The sequence below is a fragment of the Vibrio sp. 1078-1 genome (assembly GCF_033340475.1).
Map to the genome: position 1 here is coordinate 1 of NZ_JAWOWM010000102.1, position 1046 is coordinate 1046.

General features: G+C 49.0%; 1 protein-coding gene. It reads left to right on the plus strand.

Features of this window, described 5'->3' with window-relative positions; all coding sequences use genetic code 11:
• Positions 1–1046 (plus strand): VCBS domain-containing protein (locus tag R7190_RS25885; RefSeq protein ID WP_318137680.1); only part of this gene is annotated, 1046 nt, incomplete at both ends.

Sequence of the window (1046 nt, forward strand, 5' to 3'; positions counted from 1 at the left end):
AATTCTGATGGCAGCTTCACCTATACGGCAACAGCAGGGACGAATCCGGTATTTACATTAACTGTCAATCCCGACGGCAGCTACAACTTTACACTTGAAGGCGCGATTGACCACGCAGCAAACAGTGACAGCTTAACGCTCAACTTCCCGATCACAGTGACCGATTTTGATGGAGACACGACTTCCGCCGTTATTCCTGTCACGATTACCGATGACCAACCGACTATCACAAATGTTGAAGCCATCAGTGTTGATGAAGACGACTTAGCGAACATCGGTTCGGACCAAAATGATTCACTTTCGATTGATGGGCAGTTCACGACAACGCAAGGTTCTGACCGCGTGGTGAGTTACCAGTTAGATACCTCTGTAGATGTGGTTACAGGGTTCACCTCGCAAGGCAATCCAGTGACGTTGATAGAGACTGCCAATCCTGATGGCAGCTTCAGCTACGTTGCGACCGCTGATGGCAACCCTGTCTTTACGTTGGTAGTGAAAACGGATGGCAGTTATAACTTCACGCTGGAAGGCCCAATCGATCACGCTATTAATAGCGACGAGCTAACGCTGAACTTCCCAATCATCGCAACGGACTTTGATGGTGACACCAGCTCTGCGCTGATCCCAGTGACTATCGTCGATGACCAACCGACCATCACAAACGTCGATGCCATTATGGTTGATGAAGACGATTTATCGGGCGTTGGTTCTGCTCAAGATGGTGTCGTTTCTATTGACGGTAAATTCACCACAACAGAAGGCTCTGATCGAGTGGTGAGCTATCAACTTGATTCCTCGACGGATCCTGTTGCTGGCCTTACCTCACATGGTCAAGCGGTTGTACTCGTAGAAACGGCAAATGCTGACGGCAGCTTCACTTACACTGCGACGGCAGATGGCAATCCAGTATTTACGTTGGTAGTGAATGTGGATGGCTCTTACAACTTTACGTTGGAAGGCCCAATCGATCACGCAACTGGTAGTGATGAACTGACGCTAAACTTTCCAATCATCGCGACCGACTTTGATGGCGATACGTCATCGGC